Source organism: Devosia alba, assembly GCF_039938915.1.
GTDB lineage: Bacteria > Pseudomonadota > Alphaproteobacteria > Rhizobiales > Devosiaceae > Devosia > Devosia alba.
Map to the genome: position 1 here is coordinate 268241 of NZ_JBDUUI010000002.1, position 23903 is coordinate 292143.

The window sequence follows — 23903 nt, forward strand, 5'->3', positions numbered from 1 at the left end:
GTGAACCTCTATCGCAATTTTCTCTCGGTGGGCGGGCTGACCCTGCTCTCGCGCATTGCCGGCTTTGCCCGCGATGCCCTGATGGCTGCCGTGCTCGGCGTCGGCCCGGTGACCGACGCCTTCTACGCCGCGTTCCGCTTTCCCAACCTGTTCCGGCGGCTGTTTGCCGAAGGCGCATTCAACACCGCCTTTGTGCCCATGTTCTCCACGGCGCTCGAAACCCATGGCGACGCGGCCGCCAAACTGCTGGCCAGTCGCATCATGAGCTGGCTGGTCGCCACCATAGGGGTGGTCACCATCCTCGCCGAGATCTTCATGGAACCCATCATGGCGGTGTTCGTGCCCGGCTTTGATGATCCGGAAAAATTTGCGCTGACCGTCTATCTGACGCGCATCATGTTCCCCTATCTGGCCTGCATGTCGCTGATGGCGGCCTATGGCGCCATTCTCAATACGCTGGGGCGGTTCTTCGCGGCGGCCTTCGCGCCGGTCATTCTCAACATCGTCAATATCGCCGCGCTGGTACCGCTGGCCATTTTTGTGCTCGACGACAAGGCCGACGCTGCCTTCTGGGTCGCCATTGCCACCATGCTGGGCGGGGTTGCCCAGCTGGCCCTGGTCTATGGCGCGGTCCGCCGCTCCGGCTTTGTGCCGCGCATCGGCCTGCCCCGGCCCAATCCCGAGGTGCGCCGCTTCTGGTTGCTTGCCATTCCGGCCATCCTGGCGGGCGGGATTACCCAGATCAATATCTTCGTGGGCACCATCATTGCCTCGGGCGTCGACGGCGCCATGTCGATCCTGAGCTATGCCGACCGGCTCTACCAATTGCCGCTGGGCATTATCGGCATCGCCATCGGCACGGTGCTGCTGCCCGAACTCAGCCGGCATCTGAGCGCCGGGCGCGACCGCGAGGCCGCCCGAAGCCAGGACCAGTCGCTGCTGCTCGCCATGCTGCTCTCCATGCCCGCCGCCGCTGCCCTTGCAGCGCTGTCGGTGCCCATTGTCCGCGTGCTGTTCGAGCGGGGCGCCTTTGATGTCGCGGCAACCGCGGGCGTGGCCGAGGCCCTGGTGGGCTATGCCTGGGGACTGCCGGCCTTCGTGCTGATCCGGGTGCTGCAGCCGGGCTTTTTCTCGCGCCAGGATACCGTCACCCCCACCATTTTTGCCGGCATTTCAGTGCTGGCCAATATCGGCATCTCGCTCTGGCTCTTTCCCAGCCTGCAGCATGTCGGCATCGCGCTGGCCACCACCATCTCGTCCTGGCTCAATGCCTTCCTGCTGGCGCTGTTCCTGGCCCGGCGCGGCTATTTCGTGCTGGAAGCCGGCTCGATGCGCAAGCATGTGCTGACCATTGCCAGCAGCCTGGCCATGGCGGGCGTGCTGTATCTTCTGGGCCAGCGGGGCACGGCGATCTTTTCTGCCGGCGCGCCGCTGCTCATCCAAATTGCGGCGCTGTCTGCCATCTGCGTCTTCGGCGCGGCGGTCTATTTTTCTCTGGTCCATTTCACCGGGGCACAGCCCCTGGGTCAGTTGCTGGCCCGCCTGCGCCGCCGCAGCTGACTTGCATCCTCCCCGCCAGCCGGTGTAATTCGGCAGGCTGCTAAACCTGATGGGTATTTCGTATGGCTTTCACTCCCCGCGTCTTCTCGGGCATCCAGCCTTCGGGCGATCTGCATCTGGGCAATTATCTCGGCGCCATTCGCCGTTTCGTGCCGCTGCAGGAGACGCATGAAACCATCTACTGCGTGGTCGACATGCACGCCATCACGGTGTGGCAGGAACCCCAAGACCTCCGGCGCCGGACCTATGAGATCGCCGCCGCCTATATCGCGGCCGGGCTCGATCCCAAAAAATCCATCATCTTCAACCAGTCCCAGGTCATCGAACATGCCGAGCTGAGCTGGATCTTCAACTGCGTCGCCCGCATGGGCTGGATGGAGCGCATGACCCAGTACAAGGATAAGGCCGGCGAAAACGCCGAAAATGCCTCACTCGGCCTGTTCGCCTATCCCTCGCTGATGGCCGCCGACATTCTGCTCTACAAGTCCACCGCCGTCCCGGTGGGCGAGGATCAGCGCCAGCATCTCGAACTGACCCGCGATATTGCCAAGAAATTCAATCACGACTTCAAAAAGCAGATCAAGGCCAATGGCCACAAGGGTGATTTCTTCCCGATCACCGAGACGCTGGCCACCGGCCCGGCCATGCGCGTCAAAAGCCTCAAGGACGGCAGCAAGAAGATGAGCAAGTCCGACGCCTCGGACCTCTCCACCATCTACATGCTTGATGGTGCCGATCTGATCGCCAAGAAGATCAAGCGCGCCACCACCGATGCCGATGCTTTGCCCAGCGAGGCCGCGGGCCTGGCAGGACGGGCCGAGGCGGAAAACCTCGTGGGCATCTACGCCGCCCTCTCCAATGTCAGTGTTGACGCCGTGCTGGACGAATATGGCGGTCAGGGCTGGGGCAGTTTCAAGCCCGCCCTGGCGGAACTGGCCGTCTCGGTGCTGTCACCCATTGCCGACGAAATGCAGCGCCTGGTTGCCGAACGCGAGGAAATGGATGCTATTCTGCGCGACGGCGCGGCGCGAGCCCGGGCCATTGCCCAGCCGGTTATGGACGATGTCCGCAACATCGTCGGCTTTGTCCGCTAGAAAGGTTCGGCCATGTACGAGACCGAATACAAGCGCAAATTCCTGGTCGTTATCGACGAAACCGTTGAGTGCGATCGCGCCCTGACCTTTGCGGCCTACCGCGTCAAACGGACCGGCGGCACCGTGGTACTGATGAGCATTGTCGAAAAGCCCGAATTCATCGGCCTGGGCGTCGAGGATGTGCTGCGCGCCGAGGCGGTGGAGGAGGCCGAACGCAATCTCGATGCCCGTCTCGCCCGTATCCGCGCCATTGGCGAGGTGAAGGTGGAATCGGTGGTTCGCGAGGGCGAAGGTCCCGAGCAGATTGAACGGGTGATCAATGAGGATCGCGACATTGCCATTCTGGTGCTGGCCGCCTCAACCGGCGAGGGCCCTGGCCCGCTGGTAATGCACTTTGCTGGTCGCGCCCACGTCCTGCCCATCCCGCTGACCGTGGTGCCCGGCCGCATGAGTGACGACGAGATCATCGCGATTTGCTGATCGGTGCACCCGGCACCCCTGCCCCGCGCATAATGGCCTTGCAACTGGCCCATAAAGGGCTATTTTAGAAACGTTCTAATTGCATTTCCGAGGCACTCCGATGTTCATCCAGACCGAAGCCACGCCCAACCCATCGACCCTGAAATTCCTGCCCGGGCGTGACGTGCTGGTTGGTGAACCGCGCGACTTCCGCAGCGTTGAGGCGTCGGCCAACTCGCCACTGGCCACCGGGCTGTTTGCCATTTCCGGGGTGACCGGGGTGTTCCTGGGAGCCGACTTCATCTCGGTGACCAAGGATGACACCAATTGGGCCCATATCAAGCCGGCTATTCTGGGCGTCATCATGGACCACTTCCTCTCGGGCAAGCCGGTGATCGTCGAAGGCGGCGTTGAAGTGGCCAATCACGACGAGGTCGATGAGTTCTTCGAGCAGGCCGACAGCGAAACCGTGGAAGTGATCAAGGAATTGCTGGCCACGCGCGTGCGCCCTGCCGTGGCCATGGATGGTGGCGACATTATCTTCAAGGGCTTCAAGGAAGGTACCGTCTTCCTGCATATGCAGGGCGCCTGTTCGGGCTGCCCCTCTTCCAGCGCCACGCTGAAAAGCGGCATCGAAAATCTGCTTCGGCACTTCGTGCCTGGCGTTGAATCCGTGCAGCAGGTCTGAATTACCCATTGCCGACCCATAGAAAAAGGCCCCGCGGCGCGCGCCGCGGGCCTTTTTCTATGGCCATATGCCGGGCCAGTGTCGCGACAGCAGTGAATTTCACTTCGGTGACTACGGAATCCGAAGCAAGACGACCCGCTGCCGCGGCATTGGCCCGGTCAGGGCGGGGAGCGTTTCGAGCAAAAGTGGTTGCACTTCTGCCGTTTGAAAACGCGACCCAGGCAATATTCTAGCCGTTGATCACCACCACCTTGGCGCCGGTGGGTACACGACCGTAAAGATCAATAATGTCCTGATTCATCAAGCGGATGCAGCCCGACGAAACATTGGTGCCAATGGTATAGGGCTCGGTGGTACCGTGAATGCGGAACAGCGTGTCACGGCCATTCTTGTACAGATACAGCGCCCGCGGGCCCAGCGGATTGGTCGGCCCGCCCTCCATGCCACCAGCATAGGGGCCGTAGCGATCAGGCTCGCGCTTGATCATCGACTGGGTGGGTGTCCAGCGCGGCCATTCCGCCTTGCGGCCAATGCTGGCCGTGCCGCGGAACACCAGTGCCTCGGTCTTGCCCACACCAATGCCGTAGCGCAGCGCACGACCGCCGCCCAGTACCAGATAGAGGAAACGGGACGGGGTATCGACAATAAGCGTGCCAGAGCGCTCGCTGGTGACATAGGGCACTTCCTGGCGCCAGTACATGGGATCAACCCGGCGCAGATCGGTGGCCTCCACCGGGAACTTCCCGCTGTAGTCGGCGCCGTACATCGCCAGATAATAAGGATTGATTTGCGGCTCGCTCACCACCGGCGTGCGGGTGCTGGAGCAGGCGGCCAAAGCCGTGGCCGACAGGCCAATCATAAACAAACGACGAGAGAGCAAAATAATACCCTAAACTGGACGGACCGAATAACTCGGCGAGATCAAGCACCTAAGCCGATAGCACTGGCTTCGCTAGTGCATGAATGCCTCACTGCACCAACGCCTCGCATAGCAAGGGGTTCCTCTCGTCAAAGTGATGGATCGAGGGTGTGTTGCAGGGCGATCACACAAAAAAGGCCCGCATTGCTGCGGGCCTGTCTGTTTGTCAGAAGCCTCGCCTATTCGGCGGCGGCTTCGACTTCCTTGCCGGTTGCCTGATCGACGATCTTCATCGACAGGCGAACCTTGCCGCGCTCGTCAAAGCCCAGCAGCTTGACCCAGACCTTGTCGCCTTCCTTGACCACATCGGTGGTCTTGGCAACGCGCTGTTCGGCCAGCTGGCTGATATGGACCAGACCATCCTTGGCGCCGAAGAAGTTCACGAACGCGCCGAAATCGGCGGTCTTGACCACGGTGCCCTGATAGATGGCGCCAACTTCGGCTTCGTCGGTGATCGAGCGGATCCACTTGATCGCCGCTTCAATCGCGGCGCCGTCCGAGGAGGCGATCTTGATCGTGCCATCGTCTTCGATGTTGATCTTGGCGCCGGTCTTTTCGACGATCTCGCGGATCACCTTGCCGCCGGTGCCGATCACTTCACGAATCTTGTCGGTCGGGATCTTCATGGTCTCGATGCGCGGCGCGAACTCGCCCACTTCCGAACGGGACGCGGTGATGGCCTTGGCCATTTCGCCCAGGATGTGGATACGGCCGCCCTTGGCCTGCTCGAGGGCGATCTTCATGATCTCCTCGGTGATGCCGGCGATCTTGATGTCCATCTGCAGGCTGGTGACGCCCTCTTCGGTACCCGCCACCTTGAAGTCCATGTCGCCCAGATGATCTTCATCACCCAGAATGTCGCTGAGCACGGCGAACTTTTCGCCTTCCAGGATCAGACCCATGGCAATGCCGGCCACCGGACGGGCCAGTGGCACACCGGCATCCATCAGTGCCAGCGAGGTGCCGCACACGGTTGCCATCGAGGACGAGCCGTTCGATTCGGTGATCTCGGACACCACACGGATCGTGTAGGGGAACTCTTCAGCCGATGGACGGATCGGGTTGATCGCGCGCCAGGCCAGCTTGCCATGGCCGATTTCGCGACGGCCCGGGGACCCCATGCGCCCAGCTTCACCCACCGAGTATGGAGGGAAGTTGTAGTGCAGCAGGAAGTTCTGCTTGTAGGTGCCTTCAAGGCTGTCGATGTACTGCTCGTCATCGCCCGTGCCCAGCGTGGCCACAACCAGCGCCTGGGTTTCGCCACGGGTGAAGATGGCCGAACCATGGGTACGCGGCAGAATGCCGACTTCCGAAACAATCGGACGCACGGTGCTCAGATCGCGACCATCGATGCGCAGCCCGGTGTCGAGCACGTTCCAGCGCACCACCTTGGCCTGCAGCGCCTTGAACACGGCGCCAACATCTTCAGCCGAGATTTCGCCGGCTTCAACGCGGGCAGCGAAATGCGCCTTGGCCGTTGCCTTGACGGCGTCCACGGCAGCGTAGCGCTCTTCCTTCTTGGTCTGCTTGTAGGCCGTGCGCAGATCGGCTTCGATCACGCCCAGCATCTCGGCTTCGATGGCCGAGGTGTCATGCGGCTCGAAATCGCGGGCATCCTTGGCAGCCAGTTCGGCCAGCTTGATGATGGCCTGGATCACCTTGCGGCTCTCGGCGTGACCGAACATCACGGCGCCCAGCATGATTTCCTCGCTGAGCTCCTTGGCTTCCGATTCCACCATCAGCACGGCGTCTTCGGTGCCGGCCATGACCAGATCGAGCTTGGACTCGCTGCGGCGATCAACCGCCAGGTTCAGCACATATTCGCCGTTCACATAGCCGACGCGCGCCGCGCCGATCGGGCCCATGAAGGGCACGCCGGAAATGGTCAGGGCTGCCGAAGCGGCAACCAGGGCCAGCACGTCCGGATTGTTTTCCATATCGTGCTGCAGCACGGTGATGACCACCTGGGTCTCATGCTTGTAGCCGGCCGGGAAGAGCGGGCGGATCGGACGGTCGATCAGGCGGCTGGTCAGCGTCTCGTTCTCGGTCGGACGACCTTCACGCTTGAAATAGCCGCCAGGAATCTTGCCGGCTGCAAAGTACTTTTCCTGGTAGTTCACGGTCAGCGGGAAGAAGTCGATGCCGGGCTTGGCGGTCTTGGCGCTGACAACGGTGGCCAGCAGCACGGTTTCACCCAGGGTGGCGAGCACAGCGCCATCGGCCTGGCGGGCCATCTTGCCGGTCTCGAGCGTCAGGGGCTGACCGCCCCAGTTGAGCTCGACCTTGTGGTGGTCAAAATTGATTGTCATGTCTTGTTTTCCATTTCTGCCGTCTGAGCGGTAACGCAGGGGCGTAGGTCATCCCGCGAACTCATTCGGTGCACCCGCACCCGCAGTCCCACCCCATGTGTGACCCGGGCTCAAAATCAGGCGCTGTTTGCATCTGGCAAAGACGAAACATGGGCAAGACAACAAGCAGCTCCCGGAAATTTCCAGGGGCCCCACGAGTTCAAAATCAGGCACTGATTTTGCGAGCGTGAGGCGGGGAGCGGCCAGTAATCCTGCCATGCTCCGGCATTCGCCGGTCTACGCTTTCGTCATATCCCCACCCTATCGAAACACGGCAGAGGGATACCACGAGGGCGAATGCGGAGATTGTCCCCGCACCCGCAATTGTACTGGCGCGCCTAGCGGCGCAGGCCGAGCTTTTCGATCAAGGTCTTGTAACGGTTGTCGTCGACCTTCTTGACATAGTCGAGAAGGCTGCGACGGGTCGAAACCAGCTTGAGCAGGCCGCGGCGGGAATGGTTATCCTTGCCATGGCCCTTGAAGTGCTCGGTGAGGTTGGCAATGCGCTCGGACAGGATTGCCACCTGAACTTCCGGCGAGCCGGTGTCGTTTGGTGTGGTGGCATATTCCTGAATCAGCGCGGTTTTGCGCTCAGCAGTGATCGACATCGGATAGATCCTTTCAAAGGAGGATTGCGGTCGCCCCGGCCGGGATGTCGTCCAGGAGGGGCCATGAATGCCGCTGACCCATAGGCCAGAGACAGGCGTGCTATAGTGCAAACGGCGCTGCAACGCCAGAATTATTCGCCCGCCGCCTCCGCTGGCGCCTGTTCAGGATCAATAGCGTGCAGCGGAATGGCAAAGCGCCATTCCATGCCGGTCGGGTGGGGCAGGCACTCGACCTCGGCGCCCAGGGAATGGCCGACCATGGATTTGAGCACGGTGGTGCCAAATCCGACACGCTTGGAACCGGGCAGAACCCGGGGTACCGTCTCGCGCCAGACAAAATCCAGCCGGTCATCCACCACTGTCCAGCTGACGGCCAGCGTGCCGCCGTCTTCGCCAAAGGCGCCATATTTGACGGCATTGGTCGATAGCTCATGCACGGCCATGCCCAGGATCTGGGCCGCCTGTATGTTGAGCCGCACCGCCGGCCCGGTAATGCTGACGCGGCTGGAATCGGGCGGACTGAACGGGGCGATCTGGCTTTCGACCAGTTCGCGCAGGGCCACCCCGGCCCGGCCATGGGTGAGCAACAGATCGGTGGAGCGGGCCAGCCCCAGAATCCGCCGCTCGAATGCCTGCACATAGCTGGGCACATCCTCGGCGCCCCGCGCCGTCTGCCGGGCCATCGCCGCAATCACCGTCATCTGGTTCTTGGAGCGGTGCGCCACTTCGCGCATCAGGAACCGCACTTCGCGATCGGCCGCCTGGCGGGCCGTCGACGCATCGGCCAGCGCGCGCGACACTTCGGCAATCTCGGCGACCGGATAGGGCTTGGCCGCCACATGCTCGCCACGCCCCAGCCGCTGGGCATCGCGGCGCAGGCCGCGCACCGACAGACCGATGCGCTGGGCAATCAGGAAGGCCAGCAGGCCCGCCGCCACGACGATGATCACGCCCCAGGCCGCCAGCCACAACAGGGCGTCGCCCAGCGGCCGGTCCACCGCCTCGCTGGACGCCCAGGCAATCACGCGCCATCCCGACAGGGCCGAGCGCCACTCGGCGGTGACCACCTGCTGGCCGTTAAAGGGTTCGCGCCGCCATTCTTCGGGGGCCTGATCCAGCTGCTGGCGCATGGGCAGCACATTGCCGGTCTCAAAACCGGCCTCCGGCGTTGCGGCAATCACCAGATTGGCATTGTCGACCAGCGCTGCCTGCCAGCCGGTGGGCAATTGCCTTGTCTGCAGGGCTCGCGCCATATTGCGCGCATCCTGCGTCAAGGCCAGCAGGGAAACCCGGTCATTGTCGGCGATGGGCAGCAGCACGTTGAACACCCAGCGCTCGGCGGTCTGGCCATAGAACAGGCCGGACACCGTCGGCGTCTTGCGCTCCAGGGCCCGAGCGGCGGTGGCGGGGTCCGAGGTGCGTTCCAGTGCCGTGCCATAGGGCACCCTGGTGTTGAGCAACTGCTCAAACTCGTCATTGAGCGCGATCAGATAGGCGCCGCTTCCGGCCAGGGCGGTAACGGAGCGATCATTGAATTCCTTGAGCAGTTCATCGTTCAGCAGTTCGCTGGTGGAGAGGACGCGCAAGGTGGTGATCATGCCGGCAATCTCGCGCTCAACCGACTGGCCGATCGCCTGCACCGTCGTATCGGTCAGGCCGCGCACCACCTGTTCCTGGGCCTGGTTGTTGCGGTTGAGCAGGACCAAAGACACCACCAGCGCCGGCAGGAGGATGACCAGCGCCGATGCAAATAGATAGAACGCTACCGACAAGGAGCGCTGCGGTGCAGGCCCCGACCGCCCGGCTGGCGGCGGCGCTGCATTGTTGGAAGACGAATTGATCATGCCGCACTTTCTTGGCCGAGCCTGTTTATCTGACCGCATGGCTCGCGATGAGTCATACAATCAGCGGGTGTTGGCTGACCAGCGTATGCGGCACGGCAGCGCGGTTGGTCGATCAGTATTTAGCGCTCGAATCGCTGGCCGGAAAGCTCTCATCGACCGCTTCATCCTGCTTGTCCCAATTTTCGGTGGTATCAAGCTGGGCGTCTTCGCCGGCATTGCGCACCTGCACGGGCGATGCATCCGGGCCGGGCTTCTTGTTGTCTTTCATCGCGGCAGCCTTGTCCGATTTGGGTTTGACGTCCTTCCTGGCGGCACCATTGTCGGTTGCATCATTGGCCGTGTCATTGCGAGGGGTATCGGTCATGGCAGATCTCCGTGCTGTGGTCACAATAGAACACGCCAGACAGCACAAGGGTTGCAGGTGCTTTGATAAGACCGCATCCTCTGGTATGAGCCCGCTATGACCGAGACGCGCGCCAACAGCAAAAAACTCTTCATCAAGACCTATGGCTGTCAGATGAATGTCTATGACAGCGACCGCATGAGCGATGCGCTGGCGCCGCACGGCTATGAAACCACGCTCGATATGGGCCAGGCGGACCTGATCCTGCTCAATACCTGCCATATTCGCGAGAAGGCTTCCGAGAAGGTATTTTCCGAGCTGGGGCGGCTCAAGGAACTCCAGGATGAGCGCCGGGCGATGGGTGGCGACATGCTGATCGGGGTGGCCGGCTGCGTGGCGCAGGCCGAAGGCGAGGAGATCGCCCGGCGCGCCCCCGTGGTCGATATGGTGTTCGGGCCGCAGGCCTATCACCGATTGCCCGACATGCTGGCGCGGGCCGAAGCGCAGCGACACCTGCACCCCGCACTGCGAAAATCCATTGTCGATACCGACTTCCCCGAGGAAGACAAGTTCGAGCACCTGCCCGCCCCCCGCAAGGAAATTACCATCAAGCGCGGCCTGACCGCGTTCTTGACCGTGCAGGAAGGCTGCGACAAATTCTGCAGTTTCTGCGTGGTGCCCTATACCCGCGGCGCCGAAGTCAGCCGTCCCGTCGCCCAGATCATCGCCGAGGCGCGCGGCCTGGTCGATGCCGGGGTCAAGGAAATCACCCTGCTGGGGCAGAACGTCAACGCCTATCACGGCCTGGGCGCCAGCGGCGGCAGCACCAGCCTGGGCGAACTGGCCTATCTGCTGGCCGAGATCGATGGTCTCGAGCGCCTGCGCTACACCACCAGCCATCCGCGCGACATGGATGATGTGCTGATCGCGGCCCATCGCGACCTCGATATTCTGATGCCCTATCTGCATCTGCCGGTGCAGTCCGGCAGCGACAGCATGCTCAAGGCGATGAACCGGCGCCACACGGCGGCCGAATATCTCGAGGTGATTGCCCGCATCAAGGCGGCGCGACCCGATATGGCGCTGTCGGGCGATTTCATCGTTGGCTTCCCCGGCGAGACCGATGCCGATTTCGAGGCCACCCTCAAGATCATCGCCGATGTCGGCTATGCATCGGCCTATTCCTTCAAATATTCCACCCGCCCCGGCACCCCTGGCGCCAATCTGGGCGATCAGATCCCCGAAGCGGTCAAGAATGAACGCCTGTGGCGGCTGCAGGATCTGGTCAATGCCCAGACCACGGCGTTCCATGCCGCCTGCGTCGGCAAGACCCTGCCCGTGCTGATCGAACGCCCCGGCCGCATGCAGGGCCAGGTCGGCGGCCGCTCGCCCTATCTGCAGGCCGTGCACCTCGAGGGCGGCCCCGAGCTGATCGGTTCGATCCATCAGGTCGAGATTGTTGGCACCAGCACCAATTCGCTGGTTGGCCGGCTGAAAGAGGCAGTGGCGGCATAGCTCTGCGGTTTCACTGAACCTTCGGCGCGATGATCGCCACATCGACAGTCGTCATGTTCGGGCTGATGTACCTGAACACCTATCCCCTTGATCCCGTCTTCTTCAGCCACACGCGCATGTAGATGGCCCTGCTGATGGGCGAGATCGCCGAAATGAAGCAGTTGGTCGCCGATCTGGAGCAGACGCCGACGCCCGACAGCGCGCCGGACCTGGAGCCGCTCGACCCGGCCCTGGTCGAGTTGGACGCCCCCTAGCCGGCATCTGGTGGCGTGTTGCCCTTGTTCGGGGCCCCAATCGTCACAATATTGCTACAGACACGGCAACCAAATCATCCTAGCCTTGTTTTTGTAGTCGCGGCGCAAGCCCGCAGCCGCGCTGAGCGTGGAGCCACACCAGTTTGAGCAGGCACTTGTCACCGACAGCAGACAACGCACTCGCATCCCAACTTGAACTCGCTTTTGAAGATAATCGCCTGGCAGCCCAGCTGTATGGCGATTTCGACCAGAACCTGGCGCTCGTTGAACAGCGTCTGAAGGTTTCAGCCATTCCGCGCGGCAATCACGTTCTGCTCAAAGGTGCTGCCAGCGCCGTGGATCAGGCGCGCCGCGTCCTTGAATCGCTTTATGGCGGTCTCGAAGAAGGCCGCACTGTCGACATTTCCGAAGTCGATGGCGTTATCCGCATGATCCAGACCGAAGACAGCCAGCTCACCCTGCCCACCCTGGAGCGCAAGGGCAAGGTGCGCATGGCCCAGATCGCCACGCGCAAATCCACCGTGGTGGCCCGCACCCCGGCACAGGACGGCTATATGCGCGCCATGGATCGCGCCGAGCTGGTATTCGGCGTCGGCCCGGCCGGTACCGGCAAGACCTATCTGGCGGTGGCCCATGCCGCCTCCCTGCTGGAACGCGGTGACATCAACCGCATCATTCTCAGCCGTCCCGCCGTCGAGGCGGGCGAGCGCCTGGGCTTTCTGCCCGGTGACATGAAGGAAAAGGTCGACCCCTATCTGCGACCGCTCTACGACGCCCTGTTTGACATGATGAAGCCCGAAAACGTCGAGCGCTGCATCACCTCGGGCATTATCGAAGTGGCGCCACTGGCCTTCATGCGTGGCCGGACCCTGGCCAATGCCGTGGTGATCCTGGACGAGGCCCAGAACACCACCTCGATGCAGATGAAGATGTTTTTGACCCGTCTGGGCGAAAACTCCAAGATGATCGTCACCGGCGACCCGACCCAGGTTGATCTGCCGCGCGGCGAGAAATCCGGGCTGGTTGAGGCCATCAACCTGCTCGACGGAGTCGAGGGCGTCCATATCACCCGCTTCAATGACAAGGATGTGGTGCGCCATGCCCTGGTGGGCCGCATCGTGCGCGCCTACGAGGCCGATACCGCCAAGCGACTGGCCGAAAAGGCCATTGAAGGGGCGACACGCTGACTTCTGCTCCGCTCGAGATCGCCATAATCCGCAATGATGACGCCTGGCCGGAGGATCTCGATCCTCTGGCCGAGCGCGCTGTGCTCGAGGCGCTCAAGCAATCGGGCGCCAAAACCAAAGGCGCCGCCGAACTGGCCATTGTGCTGACCAATGATGCAGAGCAGCGTGACCTCAACCTGCAATGGCGCGGCAAGGACAGCCCCACCAATGTGCTGAGCTTTCCCCAGATCGAGCCCTTTGGCCCGGTCGTCGGCATTCTGGGGGACATCACCATGGCGCGCGAAACCCTGGAGCGCGAAGCTGCCGACCAAGGCACCAGCTTTGCCGATCACTTCACCCATCTTGTGGTGCATGGATTTTTGCACATTTTAGGCTATGATCATCTTTCCGACGCCGAGGCCCTTCAAATGGAGAGCCTCGAAACCCAGATACTGGCGCGTTTGGGGATTGCTGATCCCTATGCCGGCTGAGGCTGGAACGGATTTTTTGCGGCGCAGGCCGCTTTTTCAAGGACAGTGAGCTGCCAGCGCGCAGCGAGAAAACATGAACGACACTGACAGTCTGGCTCCCTCGGCGCCCACCAAATCCGAGCCTCCTTCTAGTCCCGCCGCCGTGCCTGCACGGGGGCCATCGATCTGGAACCGCATCAAGGCCATGCTGGCCCGTGGTACGGTTTCACTGCGCGACGACCTGCAGGTCGCCCTCAACGAACAGGGCAGCGCCGAGACGGCTGACTTCTCCGAGAGTGAGCGCACCATTCTGCAAAACGTGCTCAAGCTGTCCGACGTTTCCGTCGGCGACGTGATGGTCGAGCGCAGCGATATTCAGGCGATCGATTCTGGTGCCACGCTGGGTGATCTGCTGGCCCGCTTCCGCCATGTCGGCCATTCGCGCCTGCCCGTCTATGAGGACGGGCTCGACGACATTATCGGCTTCATTCACGTCAAGGACGCGTTGAGCAAGATCACCCTGCCGGTGGATGATCCGACCAAGCCGGTGCCCGTCAAGCTGGTGTCGAGCGCGCTCCGCCAGAAGCTTGCCAAGTTCGACGGTATCCGCGCGGCGATGTATGTGCCCACCTTCATGCCGGTGGGTGATCTGCTGCAATCCATGCGCGCCAGCCGCGTTCACATGGCCATTGTGGTCGATGAATATGGCGGCACCGATGGTCTGGTGACCATTGAGGACCTGCTTGAGGCGGTGGTCGGCGAGATTGAGGACGAGCACGACGAGCTGGTTGCCTCGCTGATCCGCAAGGTCGGCGTCGATACCTATATTGCCGATGCCCGGGCCGAACTCAGCGATGTGCAGGCCATGATCGGTCCTGATTTTGATCCCGGCGAATATGCCGATGAAGTCGACACCATTGGTGGCCTGATCTTTGACCTGGCCGGCCATGTGCCCACGCGGGGTGAACGCGTCAGCAAGCTTGAAGGCTTTGAGTTCGAGGTGCTGGCCGCCGACAGTCGCCGCATCAAGCGGGTGCGCATTGTGCGCCAGCGCGAGGGCGGTGCGCAACTCGCCATCACCGATCAGCGCGACGACGGTCAGATCGCCGCCGCCGAATAGCGGCGGTGCTGCCCTCGGGAGAAGGCCTGGACATACAAAAAGGGCGCGGTGTGAACCGCGCCCTTTTTCTATAGGGGATTTGCCCGTGACTAGAGCGTGCGCTGCACGGTCTCGACGCGGAAGCATTCGATGACGTCGCCGGCGCGCATATCTTCGTAATTCTCGAAGGCCATGCCGCATTCCTGGCCGGTCTGAACTTCCTTGACCTCATCCTTGAAGCGCTTGAGCGTCTTCAGCTTGCCTTCGTGGATCACGACGTTGTCGCGGATCAGGCGCACGCCGGCACCACGTTCCACCATGCCCTCGGTAACCCGGCAACCGGCAACCTTGCCGACCTTGGTAATGGTGAACACTTCCAGGATCTCGGCATTGCCGATGAAGGTTTCGCGGCGTTCCGGCTTGAGCAGACCGCTCATCGCATTCTTCACGTCATCCACCAGATCGTAGATGATGTTGTAATAGCGGATTTCGATGCCGTCGCGGGTCGCCAGCTCGGTGGCCTGCTTGTTGGCACGCACATTGAAGCCGATGACGATGGCGCTCGAAGCGGCCGCCAGCGTGACGTCCGACTCGGTGATGCCGCCCACCGCACTCATCAGGATCTGCGCCGACACTTCGTCGGTCGACAGCTTGTTGAGCGAGGCCACGATGGCTTCCACCGAACCCTGCACGTCGCCCTTGATGATCAGCGGGAACTTGGCAATGCCAGCCACCTTGAGCTGATTCATCATCTGCTCGAGGCTGGTGGCACCGCCGCCCGCCGTCTTTTCACGAATGGCGCGCTGACGATATTCGGTCACTTCACGGGCCCGGGCCTCTGTTTCAACCACAGAGAACCTGTCGCCTGCACTTGGCACGCCGGTAAAGCCCAGCACTTCCACCGGAATGGAGGGGCCGGCTTCCTTGACCTGCTCGCCCTTGTCATTGATCAGGGCGCGCACGCGGGCGAACTCGGTGCCGGCAACCAGAATGTCGCCGATCGCCAGCGTCCCGCGCTGCACCAGCACCGTCGCCACCGCACCGCGGCCACGATCGAGCTTGGCTTCAATCACCAGACCCTCGGCGCGACCGTCACGGGCCACCTTGAGCTCGAGCACTTCGGCCTGCAGCAGGATGGTTTCGAGCAGCTTGTCGAGGCCGTCGCCGGTCTTGGCGGAGACTTCCACGTCGAGCACGTCGCCGCCCATGGTTTCCACGAACACTTCGTGCTGCAGCAGCTCGGCGCGCACCTTCTGCGCATCGGCGGCGGGCTTGTCCATCTTGGTGATGGCCACGATGATCGGCACCCCGGCCGCCTTGGCATGCTTGATCGATTCGATGGTCTGCGGCATCACGCTGTCATCGGCCGCCACCACCAGAATGGCGATATCGGTGGCCTGGGCACCGCGGGCGCGCATGGCGGTGAACGCCTCATGGCCCGGGGTATCGAGGAAGGTGATCTTGGCGCCGTTGCGCTCCACCTGATAGGCGCCGATATGCTGGGTGATGCCACCGGCTTCACCGGCAACCACATTGGCATTGCGCAGCGCATCGAGCAGGCTCGTCTTGCCGTGGTCAACGTGACCCATAATGGTCACCACCGGTGCGCGGGTGGTCAGATCCTCGGCCTTGTCGTCGGCAGGCAGATCGTACAGGCCTTCTTCCACGTCAGCTTCCGACACGCGCTTGACCGTATGGCCCAGTTCGGTGGCGATCAGCTCGGCGGTATCGGCGTCCAGCACATCATTGATCGTTGCCATCTGGCCCTGGGCCATCAGCATCTTGATCACGGTAACCGAGCGTTCGGCCATGCGGTTGGCCAGTTCGGCAACGGTAATGGCTTCGGGAATGATCACTTCACGCAGCAGCTTGGGCGCTTCCTGCTGGTTGCGGCCCATCTTCTTGTCGCGACGGCGACGCATGGCGGCCAGGGATGGCCCCTTATCGCGATCGCTCTCGGAGCCGGCATTGGTCACCGTCAGGCGGCCACGGGCATTTTCCTGGCCGGTGCGGCGCGTTGGCCGTTCCGGTGCGGCACGCGAGGCGCGCCGGGCATTTTCGAGTTCGGCCTCAGTGGTGGGCCGTACCTGCGGCGAGCCGGACCGGATCTTGCGGCCATCGGCCTCGTTGGGGCCTGCGGGCGGCACATTGCCGATGGGCGCCATGCCGGCACCCGCCGGACGACGCTCGCCGGGCGGCCGCGTTGCGGTGCCTGAAGGACGCGCGGCAGCTGCGCCGGTCTTGATATAGGCGTTGGCACCCCGCTCGCTTTCCGGACGGGCATTGCTCGGACGCTCGGTCCGCGGCGGCCGCGGCGGCTGGCCGGGACGACCGGCAACCACGCGGACGCTGGACGGGCCAGCATTGCGCTGCGATGCCGGCGTGATCGGTTCGGCGTCGGCATCGGCACCTGGCGCAGCCGCCTCGGGAGCGACAGCATCGGGCGCAGCAGCCGGGGTTTCAGCGACGGGCTGTTCAACCACGCTCTCAGCGGCCTGACGTTCTTCTTCGACGCGGGCCGCGTCCTCACGGATTTGACGCCGGCGGGCGTCATCTTCCATGCGGCGGGCTTCTTCGGCCACAAACCGTTCCTTGTCTTCAGCCTGGCGGGCACCGGCCAAAGCCAGCGCCTGACGGCGGGCCTCGGCTTCAGCGGCCGACAGTCCTAGCGGGGCACGGGTCTGCTGACCCGGGCGACCGGCAGCAGGGCGACCTTGATTGGAGGCGCTGGACTGTGGGCGCTGTGGGGCGCCGCTCGGTACATTCGGTTTGGGAACCAGTCGGGTGCGCTTCTCGACGACCACCGTCGAGCGGGAAGGACCGCGCGACACGCCCGGACGATTGCCCAGGCCTGGGCCGCCCTTGAGTGTCAGCGTCTTCTTCGCGCCAGTGTCGTCGGTGCGCTTGTCGTCGTTATCAGCCATGTATCTCGCGTCTTTCGTCCTGTTCCTCGGGCAAAAGGTCACCGTCAACCGCAGCGCGGCCGATGTCCGTTTCCGTCGGTTTGGCAGTATAAAGTGCCAGTCTTCTGGCCTTTTCTACTGCCGCTTGGGCTGCCGCCCCTCTTGTGAGGGCAGCATGTATCACATTTTCCATCCCGAGTGCCAAACCCATTTGCTCTGAGTCAAGCAATTCGAAATGGGGCACATCGAAGCCGGTAATTTCTTCTTCGGCCGCAGCGTAATGCAGCGCCTTGAGCGGCCCCACCATCTTGCTGCGCCCATCGTCAGCCGCATCGGTCGCCGTAATCAGCGCGATCAGACCGCCGGTGGCAATCAGGCTGCGTACCTTGGTTGCCCCGAAGGTCAACTGGCCGGCCTTGCGGGCCATGCCCAGCGCATTGAGATAGCGCTGCTGCAGCCGCAATTCGGTCAGGCCCGGCAGATCTTCGGGCAGGGCAACCTCGGTCTTGAGGCTGCGCGCAAAGATCTTCTTCTTGACCGCCTGTTCTACCAGAGTGCGGTTGAGGCTGATCCAGACGCCCCGACCCTCGGCCTTGGCTTCCGTATCGGGTACTAGCACACCATCGGGCCCAAGTACAAAACGGATGAGCTCCGCCACGGGTTTTTCTACCCGTGTCAGAGCGCACATCCTGGTCGTTTCTGCGCGCCGGGCCATTTCTGGTGCCCTCGCTAAGGTTTCGGCCGCTAGGCCGAAACCTCGTCAGTAGCACCGTCAGCGATTTCGGCTTCGGCTTCGTCAGTTGACGGCAAATCTTCGGCAGCAATCCAGCCAGCCTTGACGCGGGCCTGCATGATCATGTCTTCGGCCTCTTCGCGGCTCACCGGGAAGTCCTTGAACGTCCCTTCAAACCGCTTGGTTTCGCCGTCCTTGCGCTCACTCCAGCCGACCAGATCGTCCGCCGCGCAACCGGCGAAGTCTTCCACGGTCCTGATCTCTTCCTTGCCCAGTGCCGCCAGCATGGCAGCATTCAGGCCGGAAATTTCATACAGCTCGTCCTCAACGCCCAGCGCCTTGCGCTCTTCATCGAACGCGCCATCAATGGCCGCCAGATATTCGGCAGCGCGGTTCTGGATTTCGCCAGCGGTTTCGTCATCGAAACCCTCGATGGTGGCGATTTCATTGGTGTCGATATAGGCCAGCTCCTCAACCGAGGAGAAGCCTTCCGACGCCAGCAACTGGGCCACCATCTCGTCGACGTCCAGCGCCTGCATGAACAGGGCCGAGCGCTCGGTGAATTCCTTCTGCCGGCGTTCGCTTTCTTCCTGCTCGGTCAGGATGTCGATATCCCAGCCAATCAGCTGGCTGGCCAGACGCACATTCTGGCCACGACGGCCAATGGCCAGGCTCAGCTGTTCGTCGGGCACCACAACTTCGATGCGTTCGGCCTGCTCGTCGAGCACCACCTTGGCCACATCGGCCGGCTGCAACGCCGAAACCACGAGGTCGGCAATGGAATCGGTCCAGGGGATGATGTCGATCTTTTCGCCCTGCAATTCGCCCACCACGGCCTGCACACGGCTGCCGCGCATACCAACGCAGGCGCCCACAGGATCGATCGAGGAATCAGAGGAGGTCACGGCGATCTTGGCCCTGGAGCCCGGGTCACGGGCGATCGAGCGGATGGTGATCACGCCATCATAGATCTCGGGCACTTCCTGCATGAACAGCTTGGCCATGAACTGGGGATGGGTGCGGGAGAGGAAAATCTGCGGGCCGCGCTGCTCGCGGCGCACGTCATAGACATAGGCGCGGACGCGATCGCCATAGCGGAACATTTCGCGCGGGATCAGCTCGTCGCGCCGGATAATGGCTTCGCCACGACCCAGATCGACAATCACATTGCCATATTCGACACGCTTGACCGAACCGTTGACGATCTCGCCAATGCGATTGATGTACTCGTCATACATGCGCTCGCGTTCGGCATCGCGCACCTTCTGCACGATGACCTGCTTGGCCGACTGGGCGGCGATGCGGCCGAATTCCATCGGCGGCAGCGGCTCGGTCAGGAAATCGCCAACCTTGGCCTCGGGGGATTTGATCTGGGCGTGCTTGAGATCGACCTGGCGGCTGGTCTCTTCCACCGTCTCGACGATTTCCAGCAGGCGCCACATGCGGGTCTCGCCCGAACGCGGGTTGATCTCAACCTTGATCTCGGTCTCGGCGCCGTAGCGGCCCTTGGCGGCCTTTTCCATGGCGTCCTGCATCGCTTCGATCACGACCATGCGGTCGATCGACTTTTCGCGGGCAACAGCGTCTGCGATTTGCAGGAGTTCAAGACGGTTCGCACTCACAGCCATTTAGGGTGTCTCCTCGGAGATATTGTCGTCTTCAGTAGCGGCGATTTCGACCGTCTCGGTCTCGTCATCGTCAAGGGGATGCAGTTCCTGATCCAGCCGCGCCTTTTCCATCAGGGCGTCCGTCATCACCAGCTTGGCTTCACCCAGCGAGGCGAGCGGCAAGCGGTAATCGGGGTCCGTGCCGGTCGGCGCGTCAGGCAGGGTAATGGTCACTGTTTCGTCATCCACGGCCTTGATGAAGCCCCGGAAACGCTTGCGGCCATTGAGCATGTCACTCAATTCGATCTTGGCTTCATGGCCGATATGGGCGGCAAAATCGCGCTGGCGCACCAGCGGGCGATCAATGCCCGGGGAGCTGACTTCGAGATGATATTCGCGCTCGATCGGGTCTTCCACATCCAGCACCGGCGAGAGATCCTTGCTCAGAGCCTCGCAGTCCATAATGGTGAAACGCCCGTTCTGGTCCTCGGCCATGATCTGCAAGGTCATGCCGTTTTCCTGGGTGATGCGCACCCGCACCAGTGCAAAGCCCAGGCCATTGGCCACAGGCTCGACAATAGCGGAAACGCGGGCTTCCAGGCCCGTTTCCTTGATATAGCGCTTGGCAGTAAGATCGAAGCTCATCGGTCCCTTCGGGTAATAAAAAAGAGCGGGGCCGGGAGGCGCCCACTCTGCAAACCTGCTGAGATGTTGACCCCTGTATAGCGCCGAACCGCATGCGCCGCAAGGGCAGGCTGTTGGGGCTGCTTGGTGACAGCCGTGGATACGCTCTTGCCCTGTCTCGGCGGTCGGCGCCAGATGTGATGACAAGGCGCTGCTATTGGCCTTGCCAACCCGCCGGCTCAATGCTCAGCTCCACTTCGCTGGTAGCCGGAAGAGACTGTTTTCTGATTTTTGACGATTTTTTTGTCCGGAGAGGCGCGATCGCATCCGGGTGGAAATGGACAGCTGAGGGGTGTCGATCCGGCGCCGTTTGACCGTCTCGGCGGGTGGCGCGAGCGCGCTGTGGCAGCCGCTCAGGCCCGTGCGACAAGATCGTCACATTGCCGAAACACAGTCACGAAAAGGATACCGAGGCACATGTTAATGCCTTGATTTCCTTTGTAAAACCCTCGGGTCGCGACGCCAGAGTTCAAGCCCCATGGCAGACGAAATTGTCACTTGAGGATCATTCGGCTCGTGCTCATTTCCAGAGTGTTCAACACGAAAGGAACACTCGAAATGATCAAGAACACTCTTATCGCTCTGGCTACTGCTACTGCCCTTCTGGGCGCTGCTGCTCCCGCAATGGCTGGTGCCTTTGGCGACGGCGACAGCGATTCCCGCCAGTTCGTCTCGGAAATCATCCTGGCCGGCCTGCATGACCAGGGCATCAATGCCACGTCGGTCGAAGAATGGGGCGATCTGGTTCGCGCCTATGTGATCCAGGCCGATGGCACCGAGACCATGCAGTTGTTCACGCCGGACCATCTGCAGCCAGTCGCCCTTTAGGCTGGCCGACCACGGCGCCGCCGGACAGTGTCCGACGGCGCCCGTATGCTAGGCGGGACGGATGAACCGGATGACCGGTTCGCCACCCGCGGCATCGAACTGCCGACGGGCCGCTTCCACCTGCACGCGATTGCGCGCCGCGAAGACCCGCCAGCTATCGGCCAGTTCAAGCAGTTCCTGCCCCAACTGGGTCAATTCATAATCCACCCGGGGTGGAATGGTCGCAAAAATCTTGCGCGTGACGAAGCCGTCGCGCTCCAGATCCCGCAATGTGGTGGTCAGCATCTTTTGCGATATGCCGCCGGCATGGCGCTTGATTTCAGAAAAGCGCAACGTTTCGGCGCGCAGCAAAGTTACAATGATCAGGGTCCATTTCCCCGGTCGCACGACCAGCACATCATCATCGGGCTGAATGCTTTGCGATAGGGACATGACGCGCCTCAAGAACCAGTGATCGAACTCCGCATATGGGACCCGAATGGGCTCAGTCTAGGGTCCGTCAGATTAAAATACTGACAGGTCAGCCATGCGCTTTGTTACGACAGGCGCGGAAAAGTCAGGTAAAAGCTGGTCATGCGGCCTTCGCGGCGGGCCTTCTGCTCGTAACGCGTCGCCTGCCAGCCCGGATAGGGCTCGTGCCAGCCGCCCGGTTTTTCGGGGGCGAAGACAAAGGCGGGCGTGCGCACGATATGGGCCAACGTCCAATTGGCGTAGTCCTCGATATCGCTGGCAAAGTGAAACAGGCCGCCCGGTCGGATCACCCGCGCCAGCTCGGCCAGCGTTGTCGGCGAGACAAACCGCCGCTTGTGATGGCGCGTTTTTGGCCAGGGATCGGGATAGAGCAGGAAGACTTCGTCAAGGCTGGCATCGGGCAGGGCGGTCAGCAGCTTGAGCGCGTCATCGGTATAGAGCCGGATATTGCCTAGGCCCTCCGAGGCAATGGTTTGCACCATTTTGCCGATGCCGCCGGTAAACACCTCGCAACCGATATAGCCCGTATCGGGATGCCGCGCCGCCTCCAGCGCCAGATGCTCACCCCCGCCATAGCCAATCTCGACGATGATCTTTTTGGCGTCCGGGAAAAGGCTCGCCGGATCCAGGGTGCCGTTCAGCGTGATGTCAAGATCGGGCAGGGTGGCGTCAAACACTGCCTGCTGGCCGCCATGCAGCTTCTTGCCAGAACGGCGGCCAAAAAACGCGCGCGGGGCGCCGTCGCGCGTTTTGGGCAGCTGGTGGTCAGGCTTGCTCATCAGTCTCACAACATCAAAAAGAACCTCGCCGCCGACGGATCGGCGGCGAGGTTCATGGTAGCACTCATTGATCGATCAGGGCTACTTTACGGCAGCCTTCAAGGCGCTGACCAGATCGGTCTTTTCCCAGGAGAAGCTGCCATCGCGGCCCGCCTTGCGACCAAAATGGCCATAGGCCGAGGTCTTGGCATAAATCGGCTTGTTCAGATCAAGGTGGGTGCGGATGCCGCGCGGCGTCAGGTCCATCACCTTGGCCAGAGCGGCCTCAACCACTTCCTCATCGACCGAACCGGTGTCGTGCAGGTTCACATTGATCGACAGCGGCTGCGCCACACCAATGGCATAGCTGAGCTGGATGGTGGCACGCTCGGCCATGCCTGCAGCGACCACATTCTTGGCCAGATAGCGCGCTGCATAGGCCGCGGAGCGGTCAACCTTGGTCGGATCCTTGCCCGAGAAGGCGCCGCCGCCATGCGGCGCCGCGCCACCATAGGTATCGACAATGATCTTGCGCCCGGTCAGGCCGGCATCGCCGTCCGGGCCGCCAATGACAAACTTGCCGGTTGGATTGACGTGCCAGACCGTCTCGGCCGAAATCCAGCCCTCGGGCAGGGCCTCGCGGATATAGGGCTCAACAATCCTGCGCACATCGGCGGAGGTCAGCGTATCGTCCATATGCTGGGTCGACAGCACGATCTGCGTTACCGCGACCGGCTTGCCGTCCTGATAGCGCACCGTGACCTGGCTCTTGGCATCGGGGCCGAGCACCTTGGCCGGGCCGGTGCCCTCCTTGCGCGCCTGGGTCAGCACTTCGAGGATCTTGTGCGCATAATAGATCGGCGCCGGCATCAGCTCGGGTGTTTCGCGCGAGGCATAGCCAAACATGATGCCCTGATCGCCGGCACCAACATCCTTGTTGCCGGCCTCATCAACGCCCTGGGCAATGTCGGCCGACTGGCCATGCAGCAGCACGTCGATGCGTGCCGTCTTCCAGTGGAAGCCGGCCTGCTCATAGCCAATGGCCCGGATGGCCTTGCGCGCGGCCGACTTGAATTTGGCCGGGTTGACCAGCGGGTTGCCGACGGCATCGACGACGATCTTGCCCGCCTTGTCCTTTTTCAGCAGCGTTTCGGGGACGCGGACCTCGCCGGCAATGACCACGCGATTGGTGGTTGCCAGGGTCTCGCAGGCAATGCGCACCTGCGCCAGATCCATGCCGGCCTTTTTTGCCTCGCGGAACACCAGATCGACGATTTCATCGCTGATCCGGTCGCAAACCTTGTCCGGATGACCTTCGGAAACTGATTCCGAGGTGAAAAGAAAAGATGATCGGACCACGCAACATCCCCTGAATTGGCTGAAAGCGGCTCAAAACGAGCCATTCGACCCGGTTTGTGACATCCAAGCCTCAACTGGTCAAGCTGGATATAAAGAAAGCTTGATATGATCTGATGCGGGCTTGCGCCGGACGCCCCGCTGGAGCCCGTTGCGGCGGCCGCCGCCAGAACCAAAAACCCCGGCCACGACTTTC

22 protein-coding genes and 1 pseudogene are annotated in these 23903 nt (G+C 62.2%); 11 read left to right on the forward strand and 12 right to left on the reverse strand.

Annotated features, from left to right (window positions below):
• The 4 genes from murJ (at position 1) to ABFY71_RS03865 (ending at position 3801) form a co-directional block, all read left to right on the forward strand.
• Positions 1-1560, forward strand: a complete 1560-nt coding sequence (gene murJ / locus ABFY71_RS03850; RefSeq protein ID WP_347944750.1) for a murein biosynthesis integral membrane protein MurJ — start codon at positions 1-3, stop codon at positions 1558-1560.
• Between the two features lie 62 nt (positions 1561-1622).
• A complete protein-coding gene (trpS, locus tag ABFY71_RS03855) occupies positions 1623-2654 on the forward strand; it encodes a tryptophan--tRNA ligase (protein ID WP_347944751.1) in 1032 nt (343 codons plus the stop codon).
• Between the two features lie 12 nt (positions 2655-2666).
• Positions 2667-3134, forward strand: coding sequence for a universal stress protein (locus ABFY71_RS03860; protein ID WP_347944752.1), 468 nt, complete (start codon positions 2667-2669; stop codon positions 3132-3134).
• 100 nt (positions 3135-3234) lie between these two features.
• A complete protein-coding gene (locus ABFY71_RS03865; RefSeq protein ID WP_305582178.1) occupies positions 3235-3801 on the forward strand; it encodes a NifU family protein in 567 nt (188 codons plus the stop codon).
• 229 nt (positions 3802-4030) lie between these two features.
• Here ABFY71_RS03865 and ABFY71_RS03870 read toward each other — a convergent pair whose 3' ends face one another.
• From ABFY71_RS03870 to ABFY71_RS03890, 5 genes are all read right to left on the reverse strand, one after another.
• Positions 4031-4660 (reverse strand): L,D-transpeptidase, encoded by a 630-nt coding sequence (locus tag ABFY71_RS03870; protein ID WP_305582176.1) that lies wholly within the window; start codon positions 4658-4660, stop codon positions 4031-4033.
• A gap of 239 nt (positions 4661-4899) precedes the next feature.
• The gene (gene pnp / locus ABFY71_RS03875) at positions 4900-7029 is read right to left on the reverse strand and encodes a polyribonucleotide nucleotidyltransferase (protein WP_347944753.1); all 2130 of its coding nucleotides are present in this window, start codon (positions 7027-7029) and stop codon (positions 4900-4902) included.
• A 377-nt stretch (positions 7030-7406) separates the two neighbouring features.
• Positions 7407-7745 (reverse strand): 30S ribosomal protein S15, encoded by a 339-nt coding sequence (gene rpsO / locus ABFY71_RS03880; protein WP_305582205.1) that lies wholly within the window; start codon positions 7743-7745, stop codon positions 7407-7409.
• A 62-nt stretch (positions 7746-7807) separates the two neighbouring features.
• On the reverse strand, positions 7808-9520 hold the full coding sequence (locus tag ABFY71_RS03885; protein ID WP_347944755.1) for a sensor histidine kinase: 1713 nt from the start codon (positions 9518-9520) through the stop codon (positions 7808-7810).
• 112 nt (positions 9521-9632) lie between these two features.
• The gene (locus ABFY71_RS03890; protein WP_347944756.1) at positions 9633-9884 is read right to left on the reverse strand and encodes a hypothetical protein; all 252 of its coding nucleotides are present in this window, start codon (positions 9882-9884) and stop codon (positions 9633-9635) included.
• Positions 9885-9980: 96 nt separating this feature from the next.
• Here ABFY71_RS03890 and miaB point away from each other — a divergent pair, with 96 nt between their 5' ends.
• The 6 genes and pseudogenes from miaB to ABFY71_RS03920 all read left to right on the forward strand — a co-directional run bounded on the left by miaB (position 9981) and on the right by ABFY71_RS03920 (position 14388).
• Entirely contained in the window at positions 9981-11378 is a 1398-nt protein-coding gene (gene miaB / locus ABFY71_RS03895) for a tRNA (N6-isopentenyl adenosine(37)-C2)-methylthiotransferase MiaB (protein WP_347944757.1), read from the forward strand.
• A 29-nt stretch (positions 11379-11407) separates the two neighbouring features.
• Positions 11408-11494 (forward strand): annotated as a pseudogene (locus ABFY71_RS03900) (DUF305 domain-containing protein); the annotation flags it as partial.
• 6 nt (positions 11495-11500) lie between these two features.
• Positions 11501-11632, forward strand: a complete 132-nt coding sequence (locus ABFY71_RS03905) for a hypothetical protein (protein ID WP_347944758.1) — start codon at positions 11501-11503, stop codon at positions 11630-11632.
• A gap of 155 nt (positions 11633-11787) precedes the next feature.
• Positions 11788-12819: a PhoH family protein gene (locus ABFY71_RS03910; RefSeq protein WP_347944759.1), complete on the forward strand. Its 1032-nt coding sequence runs from the start codon at positions 11788-11790 to the stop codon at positions 12817-12819.
• A gap of 65 nt (positions 12820-12884) precedes the next feature.
• Positions 12885-13289: an rRNA maturation RNase YbeY gene (ybeY, locus tag ABFY71_RS03915; protein WP_347944955.1), complete on the forward strand. Its 405-nt coding sequence runs from the start codon at positions 12885-12887 to the stop codon at positions 13287-13289.
• A gap of 73 nt (positions 13290-13362) precedes the next feature.
• Positions 13363-14388 (forward strand): hemolysin family protein, encoded by a 1026-nt coding sequence (locus ABFY71_RS03920; RefSeq protein ID WP_347944760.1) that lies wholly within the window; start codon positions 13363-13365, stop codon positions 14386-14388.
• An 89-nt stretch (positions 14389-14477) separates the two neighbouring features.
• Here the strand turns inward: ABFY71_RS03920 and infB are convergent, their stop codons facing one another.
• The 4 genes from infB to rimP are packed head-to-tail and all read right to left on the reverse strand — an operon-like array spanning position 14478 to position 20255.
• Positions 14478-17291 (reverse strand): translation initiation factor IF-2, encoded by a 2814-nt coding sequence (gene infB / locus ABFY71_RS03925; RefSeq protein ID WP_347944761.1) that lies wholly within the window; start codon positions 17289-17291, stop codon positions 14478-14480.
• Positions 17284-17985, reverse strand: a complete 702-nt coding sequence (locus ABFY71_RS03930) for an RNA-binding protein (protein WP_305582159.1) — start codon at positions 17983-17985, stop codon at positions 17284-17286. The genes infB and ABFY71_RS03930 overlap by 8 nt, the downstream gene beginning before the upstream one ends.
• Positions 17986-18014: 29 nt before the next feature.
• A complete protein-coding gene (nusA, locus tag ABFY71_RS03935) occupies positions 18015-19631 on the reverse strand; it encodes a transcription termination factor NusA (protein WP_347944762.1) in 1617 nt (538 codons plus the stop codon).
• A complete protein-coding gene (gene rimP, locus ABFY71_RS03940; RefSeq protein ID WP_347944763.1) occupies positions 19632-20255 on the reverse strand; it encodes a ribosome maturation factor RimP in 624 nt (207 codons plus the stop codon).
• A gap of 597 nt (positions 20256-20852) precedes the next feature.
• Between rimP and ABFY71_RS03945 the strand changes: the two genes are divergently transcribed.
• Positions 20853-21122 carry a hypothetical protein gene (locus tag ABFY71_RS03945; RefSeq protein ID WP_347944764.1) on the forward strand — a complete coding sequence of 90 codons (270 nt, stop codon included), beginning with the start codon at positions 20853-20855 and terminating at the stop codon, positions 21120-21122.
• A 48-nt stretch (positions 21123-21170) separates the two neighbouring features.
• Here ABFY71_RS03945 and ABFY71_RS03950 read toward each other — a convergent pair whose 3' ends face one another.
• From ABFY71_RS03950 to metK, 3 genes are all read right to left on the reverse strand, one after another.
• Positions 21171-21554: a winged helix-turn-helix transcriptional regulator gene (locus tag ABFY71_RS03950; RefSeq protein ID WP_347944765.1), complete on the reverse strand. Its 384-nt coding sequence runs from the start codon at positions 21552-21554 to the stop codon at positions 21171-21173.
• Between the two features lie 104 nt (positions 21555-21658).
• Positions 21659-22372 carry a tRNA (guanosine(46)-N7)-methyltransferase TrmB gene (gene trmB / locus ABFY71_RS03955; RefSeq protein ID WP_347944766.1) on the reverse strand — a complete coding sequence of 238 codons (714 nt, stop codon included), beginning with the start codon at positions 22370-22372 and terminating at the stop codon, positions 21659-21661.
• Positions 22373-22453: 81 nt separating this feature from the next.
• A complete protein-coding gene (gene metK, locus ABFY71_RS03960) occupies positions 22454-23710 on the reverse strand; it encodes a methionine adenosyltransferase (RefSeq protein ID WP_305579573.1) in 1257 nt (418 codons plus the stop codon).
• Between the last annotated feature and the right edge of the window lie 193 nt (positions 23711-23903).

Excerpts from the sequence above, each read along its gene's own strand:
- trpS (WP_347944751.1), top strand. The coding sequence starts at position 1,623 with ATGGCTTTCACTCCCCGCGTCTTCTCGGGCATCCAGCCTTCGGGCGAT.
- ABFY71_RS03860 (WP_347944752.1), top strand. The coding sequence starts at position 2,667 with ATGTACGAGACCGAATACAAGCGCAAATTCCTGGTCGTTATCGACGAA.
- ABFY71_RS03865 (WP_305582178.1), top strand. The coding sequence starts at position 3,235 with ATGTTCATCCAGACCGAAGCCACGCCCAACCCATCGACCCTGAAATTC.
- ABFY71_RS03870 (WP_305582176.1), bottom strand. The coding sequence starts at position 4,660 with ATGATTGGCCTGTCGGCCACGGCTTTGGCCGCCTGCTCCAGCACCCGC.
- pnp (WP_347944753.1), bottom strand. The coding sequence starts at position 7,029 with ATGACAATCAATTTTGACCACCACAAGGTCGAGCTCAACTGGGGCGGT.
- ABFY71_RS03885 (WP_347944755.1), bottom strand. The coding sequence starts at position 9,520 with ATGATCAATTCGTCTTCCAACAATGCAGCGCCGCCGCCAGCCGGGCGG.
- ABFY71_RS03890 (WP_347944756.1), bottom strand. The coding sequence starts at position 9,884 with ATGACCGATACCCCTCGCAATGACACGGCCAATGATGCAACCGACAAT.
- miaB (WP_347944757.1), top strand. The coding sequence starts at position 9,981 with ATGACCGAGACGCGCGCCAACAGCAAAAAACTCTTCATCAAGACCTAT.
- ABFY71_RS03905 (WP_347944758.1), top strand. The coding sequence starts at position 11,501 with ATGGCCCTGCTGATGGGCGAGATCGCCGAAATGAAGCAGTTGGTCGCC.
- ABFY71_RS03920 (WP_347944760.1), top strand. The coding sequence starts at position 13,363 with ATGAACGACACTGACAGTCTGGCTCCCTCGGCGCCCACCAAATCCGAG.
- infB (WP_347944761.1), bottom strand. The coding sequence starts at position 17,291 with ATGGCTGATAACGACGACAAGCGCACCGACGACACTGGCGCGAAGAAG.
- ABFY71_RS03930 (WP_305582159.1), bottom strand. The coding sequence starts at position 17,985 with ATGGCCCGGCGCGCAGAAACGACCAGGATGTGCGCTCTGACACGGGTA.
- nusA (WP_347944762.1), bottom strand. The coding sequence starts at position 19,631 with ATGGCTGTGAGTGCGAACCGTCTTGAACTCCTGCAAATCGCAGACGCT.
- rimP (WP_347944763.1), bottom strand. The coding sequence starts at position 20,255 with ATGAGCTTCGATCTTACTGCCAAGCGCTATATCAAGGAAACGGGCCTG.
- ABFY71_RS03945 (WP_347944764.1), top strand. The coding sequence starts at position 20,853 with ATGATCAAGAACACTCTTATCGCTCTGGCTACTGCTACTGCCCTTCTG.
- ABFY71_RS03950 (WP_347944765.1), bottom strand. The coding sequence starts at position 21,554 with ATGTCCCTATCGCAAAGCATTCAGCCCGATGATGATGTGCTGGTCGTG.
- trmB (WP_347944766.1), bottom strand. The coding sequence starts at position 22,372 with ATGAGCAAGCCTGACCACCAGCTGCCCAAAACGCGCGACGGCGCCCCG.